We start from the raw sequence: 1,860 nt of genomic DNA on the forward strand, positions 1-1,860 counted from the left end.
CTGATACTTTGCTCGAAAAGCCTGGAGGATATTTATCAAACGATTTATTCCTGCCGGGCGTGTTTCTGGACAATATGCCTAGCTGGGAGTTTGGGGTTCTTGTTCAAATACGAGATTTATCTAGGGTGATGAGAAAAGACTTTAGTCGCTCGCAAAGTCAGTCCCAAGAGGATGCAAGTCTTAAGTTAGCAGAGCCGCAGTTTCACTTTGATAATCGTAGTTGGATTCTCCCGGCTTCAGAATCTGAATATCGCACAGGTGTAGCAGCTGTTGAAAACTATCTCAAACGCTTAGCGGATGAATCAACTCCTAATGCACAGTTTTATGCGCGTGCCGATAATTTAAGCGCTTGGTTGTCAGAAGTTGAGAATAGACTTGGGGGGTTGTCTAGGCGTTTGAGCGAAAGTGTGGGGCGCCCGAGTTTGGATCTGGGGCTTGCCGGAGATTATTCTGCTGAGCAAAGTACCTCGGGTGAAGGCTTTAAAGAGTCAAAAACATCTTGGTTTGACATCGATAACGTATTTTACGAGGCGCGCGGCACAGCTTGGGCGTTGATTGTGATTTTACGTGCTATGGAACACGACTTTGCAAAAGTGCTTGGCGATAAAAATGCTTTGATTAGCCTGCGCCAAATTCGTTTGGATTTGGAGGCGACTCAGAATACGATTTGGAGTCCGATGATTCTAAATGGCTCGGGGTTTGGTGTGTTGGCGAATCACTCTTTAACGATGTCATCTTATATTTCTAGAGCAAGCGCCGCAGTCATTGACCTGAGAAATCTCTTGCAGCAAGGCTAGAATATTGTTCTAGCTCACGTCTTGACTGCTTGATTTGTGAACGACTGTGAAGTTTCGTCCTGCTTCACATGTTTAAATTCATCTCTCCATATAATGTTGGTTTATTTCTTAAACAGGACGCATTGCCTCAATATGTCATACCAATGGCGCTCAATTTTCCCATCGATTATTCAGAATGCTGCGTTTATCGCGCTGGGTGCTATTGCCCTTCCTGTGCATTCTGAATTGGCAGCGCTTTCTGATAATGATTTATCAGAAGTAGATGGTGCTGGTATCGGGTTTGTGATGGAAGACTTTGCGTTTAGCCACGGTAATGACTCTTCTCAAGGTAACGTTTTTCGGATTACCGGCATCACCGACTCTGATGGTAATCCGGTCAATATTAATGTGAATCAAATGTACATCGCCCGAGCAGGAAGTGAGTATGGCGATGTGATAGAAGGCGTGAATTTAGGTCGCCTAGATAATCCCTATGAAATAGATTTGCTTGATGGCAATGATATTGGGTTGCCGGGCAAAGGTGTGTTGGAGATTGCGGCGCCAAGAATGGTTGACTCAACACTTGGTTATGACTGTTTGGATCCTAGCGCGGCGCAAGGCTCGGGAACATGTGCGAGTCGACCTGCTTCCGTTGATTTCGAGGCGGGAGAGCGACCAGATATTGGTTTTGAGTTGGAAGTGAATGTTGCCGGGCAGGCGCAAACTCACTTGAACATGCATGCGCACAGCGCGGTATTTGATGGTTCATATTTGCGTCTTTGGGGAGAAGATTCACGTATGGCTGCAGAGTATCGTTTGAACTTTTATACGCCAGCGCTTGAAATCTCTACCTGTGCGGTCGCGAGTTCTGCGTGCACATCCAAGATTAAAATGAGCGATTTCAAACTAGAGCTAGCGTTAGGGAATACCTTTCAGCCTCTTTATATCGGTGTAGATAATACGACTGGTGGTTTTAGTTTTCAGATTGATCAAATGACGACGAACTATCTTGCGAACATTGACCCTGTGAGTGGGGCATCTGATGGTTCTGCGCAGGGCGATATCGCGTACGCTTTTTATGAAG

General features: G+C 45.7%; 2 protein-coding genes. Both read left to right on the forward strand.

Annotated features, from left to right (window positions below; translation table 11 throughout):
- Positions 1-797, forward strand: a 797-nt coding sequence (locus tag A3739_RS25870) for a DUF2333 family protein (protein WP_068503295.1), incomplete at its 5' end; no start/stop codon positions are given.
- Between the two features lie 132 nt (positions 798-929).
- Positions 930-1,860, forward strand: a 931-nt coding sequence (locus A3739_RS25875) for a hypothetical protein (RefSeq protein WP_068503298.1), incomplete at its 3' end; no start/stop codon positions are given.

The organism is Oleiphilus sp. HI0067 (assembly GCF_001635735.1).